Below are 6,112 nucleotides of genomic sequence, written 5' to 3' on the forward strand. Positions count from 1 at the left end.
CGGGCTTCCAATCTATCAGTGCGCGAGGGCGAGCAGTTCTCGGGCGTGCTCGAGGGCGGCGGCCGAGTCCGGCAGCCCGGACAGCAGGCGGGCCATCTCGGCCTCCCGCGGCGGCCCGGTCAGGGCCTGCACGCTCGAGGCCGTCACGGTGCCGTCGCTCTGCTTGACGACGGTGAGGTGGTTGTCGGCGAAGGCGGCGACCTGGGCGAGGTGGGTGACCGCGATGACCTGGGCGCTGCGGGCGAGACGGGCCAGCCGCCGGCCCACCTCGATGGCGGCCGCTCCCCCGATGCCGGCGTCCACCTCGTCGAAGACGAAGGTGGGCACCGGATCGGTGCCCGCGATGACGACCTCGATCGCCAGCATGACGCGGCTGAGCTCTCCGCCGGAGGCGGTGCGGGCGACCGGCCGCGGGTCGGCGCCGGGATGCGGGGCCAGCAGGATCGCGATCTCGTCGCGTCCTGCGGCCGACTCCGTCGTGGGCGTGACCGCGACCTCGACCCGGGCGTCGGGCAGGGCGAGGGCGTGCAGCTCCGCCGTGACGGCGGACGCCAGCCGTGCGGCCGCGGCGGTACGGACCGCGGTCAGCGCCGCGGCCGCCTCGTCGAGGGCGCCCGCCGCGACATCCCGATCCTCGGTCAGCCGTTCGACGCGGGCGTCGTCGTCCTCGAGCTCGGCCAGCCGCAGCGAGCCGTCGCGGCCGAGGTCGAGCGCGGCGTCGAGCGCCCCGTGCGCACGCACCAGGGCGGCGATCACCGCCCGGCGCTCCTCGACCGCGGCGAGCTCGTGGGGGCCCGTCTCGTCGAGGTCGGCGAGGTATCCGGCGACGGACGCCGCGAGCTCCGCGGCCCGGTAGCCGAGCTCCTCCGCCTGCGTGCCGAGGTCGGCGAGCTCCGGGTCGCCGCTGCGCTCGAGGGCGCGGCGGGCCTCGGCGAGCAGGCCCATGACGTCCGGGGCGTCCTCCTCGCTCGACAGCGCGGCGTGCGCGGTCGCGGCGGCGAGGCGCAGCGCCTCGGCGTTCGCGAGCCGATCTGCGCGCGCCGCGAGCTCTGCGTCCTCGCCCGGCTGAGGGTCGGCGGCCTCGATCGCCGCGAGCTGCTCACGCAGATCGCTCGCCTCGCGGGCGCGGGCGTCGCGGTCGCGCACGAGCGCGTCGAGCTCGCGCGCGACCGTACGCGCCGTGTCGTAGGCGGCCTGGTAGGCGGCGAGAGCGCCCTGGACCGGCGCCCCGGCGAAGCGGTCGAGCGCGTCGCGCTGGGCCGCCGCGGAGCGCAGCCGCAGCTGGTCCGACTGTCCGTGCACGACGACGAGCTGGTCGGCGAGGTCGGCGAGCACGCCCGCGGGGGCGGAGCGGCCGCCGACCGTGGCGCGGCTGCGTCCCTCGGCCGTCAGCGTGCGCCCCAGGAACAGCTCGGCCGTGCCGTCGCCGGCCGGCTCCAGCTCGCCGCCGGCCTCGAGCACCCGGTCGGCGACCGCGCCGCGCTCCGGCACGATCCACACGCCGTCCACGACGGCCTGCGCGGCCCCTGCCCGCACCGCGCCGGAGTCGGCCCGCTGCCCGAGCAGCAGGCCGAGTCCGGCGACGACCATGGTCTTCCCGGCCCCGGTCTCGCCCGTGATGGCGGTGAAGCCCGGGCCCATCGGCAGCGTGGCCTCGGCGATGACGCCCAGGTCGCGCAAGCGCATCTGCTCGATCACGGAACGACCGGCCGCGGGGTGTCGGGGCCGCGCCAGCCCGCGACCGGCAGGTGGAACTTCTGCACGAGCCGCTCCGTGAACGCGGGTGGATGCAGACGGGCGAGCCGCACCGGGGTCGTCGACCGGCCCACCACGACGCGCGCGCCCGGCGGGAGGTCGTGCGAACGACGACCGTCGCACCACAGGATGCCGGTGCCGGCGGTACGCGCGAGCACCTCGATCGCGACCGCCGCCTCGGGACCGACGACCAGCGGCTTGGCGAACAGCGCGTGCGCCGACAGCGGCACCACCGCGATGGCCTCGACGGTCGGCCAGATCACCGGACCGCCCGCGGAGAAGTTGTAGGCGGTGGACCCGGTCGGGGTCGACACGACGACGCCGTCGCAGCCGAAGCTCGACAGCGGACGGCCGTCGATCTCGATGACGACCTCCAGCATCCGTTCGCGGCTGGCCTTCTCGACCGTGGCCTCGTTCAGTGCCCAGGTCTCGTAGATGACACAGCCGGCGGCGTCCTTCACCCGGACCGCGAGGGCGAGGCGCTCCTCGACGCGGTAGTCGCGGGCGATGACGCGGGCGACCGCCTCGTCCATGTCGTCGCGCTCGCTCTCGGCGAGGAAGCCGACGTGTCCCATGTTGATGCCGAGCACCGGCGCCGTGCCGTCGCGCACGAGCTCCGCGGCGCGCAGGATCGTGCCGTCGCCGCCCAGCACGATGGCCAGCTCGATGTCGGCCAGATCGACGTCGCTGCCGAGCGCGGGGAGCTCGGCGCTCTCGGGGAGGGACTCGGCGAGCGCGTCGCGGTCCTCCGGCGGCAGCACCGGAACGGCACCGGCGGCCTGCAGTGCGCTGATGACGCGCTGGGCCGCCTCGACGGTGTCCTCCCGCCAGGCATGGGCGACGACGAGGATGTGTCGCTGTGCGCCGCTCATCCGTCTCCTGTCAGCTCCCCCACGTTCGACATCCATTCTGTCGGAACTGTGCCACAGGTTTCGCCGAGCCACACGACGTATTCGCGGTTGCCGTGCGTGCCGGCCAGCGGTGAGCGCAGCACGCCGCGGGTGCCGAGCCCGACATCCCACGCCGCCCACAGCACCTGCTCGACCGCCTCGGCACGCAGCCGCGGCTCGGTGACCAGGCCCTCCTTCACGGCCGTGCGGCCGACCTCGAACTGGGGTTTGACCAGCAGCACGACGTCCGCGCCGGCGGCCGCGACCTCGCGGACGGCGGGCAGCACGTGGGTGAGGGAGATGAACGAGAGGTCGCCGACGATCACCTCGGGCGCGACGTCGCGGCCGGTGGCCGCGCGGAGGGACGCGGCGGTCATGTGCCGCACGTTGAAGCCCTCGACCGCGATGACGCCCGGATCCGCGGCGAGGGACGCCGCGAGCTGGCCGTGCCCGACGTCGACCGCGAGCACCGGATCGGCGCCGCGCTCACGCAGCACCTGGGTGAAGCCGCCGGTGGAGGCGCCCATGTCCAGCGCCGGGCGTCCGGCGACGGGGATCGGCCACGCGTCGAGCCCGGCGAGCAGCTTGTGCGCGGCGCGGCTGACGTAGTGGTCGTCGCCGGCGACGGCCAGCGCGGCCGTGCCGGCCACCTTCGCCGCGGGCTTGACGACGGGGCGCCCGTCGACCGTGACCCTCCCCTCGGCGATGAGGGTCGCCGCGTGCGTGCGCGACCGGGCGAGGCCCCGCTCGGCGAGGGCGGCGTCCAGCCGCGTCGTCATGCCGACGGCGGCGCGGCGTCGAGCCTCCGGGACAGGCCCTCCAGCAGGGCCGCGTACGCGCCGGCGCGCTCGGCGAGCGGCTGCTGCTCGATCACCTCGATCGCCGGGAGCAGCCCGTCCGCCGCGTTCTCGGCAGTGGCGTCGGAGGCGTCGGGGCTCATGTCCCCAGGATAGGCGCGTCGGCGTCAGGCGCGGAACGGGTCGGCGTAGAGCTGCTCCGGCACGCGGAAGCCGAAGATCTGCCGGCCGCTGCCCCAGATGGCCGCGGCACCCGCGCGCAGGAGGTCGATGGCGCGGTCGCCGACGGACAGGATCTGGATATCCGGACTTGCGTCGATGCGCACGGATGCCGACCCGACCGTGGTGACCCCGCCTTTGGTGCGTGTCGCGGGATACGGCTCGAACAGCTCCCGCAGATCGGTGAGGATGTAGGTCGGCCGGGCGCCCGCGGGCGCGGCCAGCACCTGCTTGGGCCGGTCGATGCCGGTCAGCACGAGAGCCGAGTCGATGCCGGCGGCCTGTGCGCCGGCGATGTCGGTGTCCAGCCGGTCGCCGATGAACAGCGGATGCACCGCGGCGAACCGGGCGATCGCCTCGTGGAAGATCGGCGCCTCCGGCTTGCCGGCCACGGTCGCGAGGCGTCCGACGGCCGTGTGCACCGCGGAGACCAGGGTGCCGTTGCCCGGCGCGATGCCGCGGGCCTGCGGGATGGTCCAGTCCGTGTTCGTGGCGATCCAGGGGATGCCGCCCTCGGCCTCCGGGGTCGCCAACGCGTATGCCGCCTCGGCGAGCTGCGTCCACCCCACCTCGGGGGCGAAGCCCTGCACCACGGCGGCCGGCGCGTCGTCGGCGCTGCGGGTGACCGTGAACCCGGCCTTCTCGACCTCCACGACGAGGCCCTCGCCGCCGACCACGAGCACCCGGGCGCCGGCCGGAATGCGCTGCGCGAGCAGGCGCATCGCCGCCTGCGGACTGGTGACGACGTCCTCGGCGGCGGCGCTCAGGCCGAGCTCGCGCAGATGCGCGGCGACGGCCGCGTCCGTGCGCGACGCGTTGTTGGTGATGTATCCGAGCCGGCGGCCGTCGGCCGCGGCGCGATTCAGGCTCTCGACCGCGTGAGGCAGCGGGCCCGCGCCGGCGTAGACGACGCCGTCGAGGTCCGCCAGCACGGTGTCCACGCCGGCGAGCGGGGTCGTGTCCTTCGAGAACAGCCCCATCAGTCGGTGCTCTCGTCCGAGTCGGGGAGCTCCTCCTCGAAGACGAGGATCTCCTCGTCCCCGCCGCGGGCGACGTCCCACACCTCGGCCGCGACGGCGGCGCGCTGGGCCCACTCGGCGGCCTCCTCGTCCCGCCCCAGCTCCTCGAGCACCGTCGCGCGCGCCGCGAACAGGTCGGCGCTCCACTCGTAGGCGTTGTCCGGATCCAGCTCCGGGATGTCGAGCTCGCGCAGCGCCCGGTCGGGTTGCCCGAGATCGAGCCTGGCACCCGACAGCGCGATCGCGAGCTGCACGCGGGCGGGCACCGGCAGCGTGGCGCGATCGACGGCCCGCCCCTCCTCGAGGGCCCGCTCCGGCCGGCCGACGCCGCGTTCGCTGTCGACGATGAGGGCGATCTGGTCGTCCCGCCCGGAGATCCGGCGGTACGTGCGCAACTCGCGCAGCGCGAGCGCGTAGTCGCCCAACGCGTAGGCGGTGATCGCCGCCGTCTCGCGGACGACGGCGACCCGGCCGGCGCGGCGCACCGCGGCCTGCGCGTGCGCATGCGCCGCAGTCGGGTCGTCCTCGATGAGCCGGGACGCCATCGCGAGGTGGCGCGCGACGCTCTCGGCGTTCTCCTTGCTGAGCGTCTTCAGCTCGTTGCGGGCGGCGGGATGCAGATCCCTCGCCGTCACGTCCTCCGGCAGCGGCGGCTCCGCCACCCGCGACTCGCGCTCACGGGAGTCCTGCGGCGGTCGCGAGCTGCGGCGTTCACCGCTTCCCGGCGCTCCGTCACGACGTGCGCCGGCGCCGCCGCGACGCGGAATGTCCGGACGGCCGGATCCGGACGCGGGCCGCGGACGCGATGAGCGACGCTTGGCTGCTCCGCCGTCGTCCCGGCGCGGCCGCCGGTCATCGTCACGGCGTCCGGCGTCCTCGGAACGCTCACTCATCTCGACTCCCTCTACGATCCCGTAAACGAGAAATGGCCACCCAGCACTGGGTGGCCATTTCACGAAAGAAGTCCGGCGGTGTCCTACTCTCCCACAGGGTCCCCCCTGCAGTACCATCGGCGCTGAGAGGCTTAGCTTCCGGGTTCGGAATGGGACCGGGCGTTTCCCTCTCGCTATGGCCGCCGAAACACTATTGATGTTTCAGTCTGCACAACAAAAGTCTTGTCATGCGGTTCTCGACCGTACATCGAGAACCACTCAGTGGACGCGAACCCTTCAAACGAGGGTGTTATCAAGTCATCGGCTTATTAGTACCGGTCAGCTGCACGTGTTACCACGCTTCCACATCCGGCCTATCAACCCAGTAGTCTGGCTGGGAGCCTCTCGCCCGTAGGCATGGAAGTCTCATCTTGAGGCCGGCTTCCCGCTTAGATGCTTTCAGCGGTTATCCATCCCGAACGTAGCTAATCAGCGGTGCTCCTGGCGGAACAACTGACACACCAGAGGTTCGTCCAACCCGGTCCTCTCGTACTAGGGTC

General features: G+C 73.7%; 6 protein-coding genes and 2 rRNA genes. All 8 read right to left on the reverse strand.

The window, feature by feature from the left end; genetic code table 11:
* Positions 1 to 15 precede the first annotated feature (15 nt).
* On the reverse strand, positions 16 to 1,698 hold the full coding sequence (gene recN / locus QM626_RS11840) for a DNA repair protein RecN (protein ID WP_415077150.1): 1,683 nt from the start codon (positions 1,696 to 1,698) through the stop codon (positions 16 to 18).
* Positions 1,695 to 2,627, reverse strand: coding sequence for an NAD kinase (locus QM626_RS11845; RefSeq protein ID WP_415077151.1), 933 nt, complete (start codon positions 2,625 to 2,627; stop codon positions 1,695 to 1,697). Before QM626_RS11845 ends, recN begins: the two co-directional genes overlap by 4 nt.
* Entirely contained in the window at positions 2,624 to 3,424 is an 801-nt protein-coding gene (locus tag QM626_RS11850) for a TlyA family RNA methyltransferase (RefSeq protein ID WP_415077152.1), read from the reverse strand. The genes QM626_RS11845 and QM626_RS11850 overlap by 4 nt, the downstream gene beginning before the upstream one ends.
* Positions 3,421 to 3,585 (reverse strand): hypothetical protein, encoded by a 165-nt coding sequence (locus tag QM626_RS11855; protein ID WP_415077153.1) that lies wholly within the window; start codon positions 3,583 to 3,585, stop codon positions 3,421 to 3,423. The genes QM626_RS11850 and QM626_RS11855 overlap by 4 nt, the downstream gene beginning before the upstream one ends.
* A gap of 24 nt (positions 3,586 to 3,609) precedes the next feature.
* The gene (locus QM626_RS11860; RefSeq protein WP_415077154.1) at positions 3,610 to 4,641 is read right to left on the reverse strand and encodes an HAD-IIA family hydrolase; all 1,032 of its coding nucleotides are present in this window, start codon (positions 4,639 to 4,641) and stop codon (positions 3,610 to 3,612) included.
* Positions 4,641 to 5,342: a hypothetical protein gene (locus QM626_RS11865; RefSeq protein WP_415077155.1), complete on the reverse strand. Its 702-nt coding sequence runs from the start codon at positions 5,340 to 5,342 to the stop codon at positions 4,641 to 4,643. The genes QM626_RS11860 and QM626_RS11865 overlap by 1 nt, the downstream gene beginning before the upstream one ends.
* A 301-nt stretch (positions 5,343 to 5,643) precedes the next feature.
* Positions 5,644 to 5,760, reverse strand: a 5S ribosomal RNA gene (gene rrf, locus QM626_RS11870).
* A gap of 101 nt (positions 5,761 to 5,861) precedes the next feature.
* Positions 5,862 to 6,112, reverse strand: a 23S ribosomal RNA gene (locus QM626_RS11875); the annotation flags it as partial.

The organism is Microbacterium sp. (assembly GCF_047606385.1).
Lineage (GTDB): Bacteria > Actinomycetota > Actinomycetes > Actinomycetales > Microbacteriaceae > Microbacterium.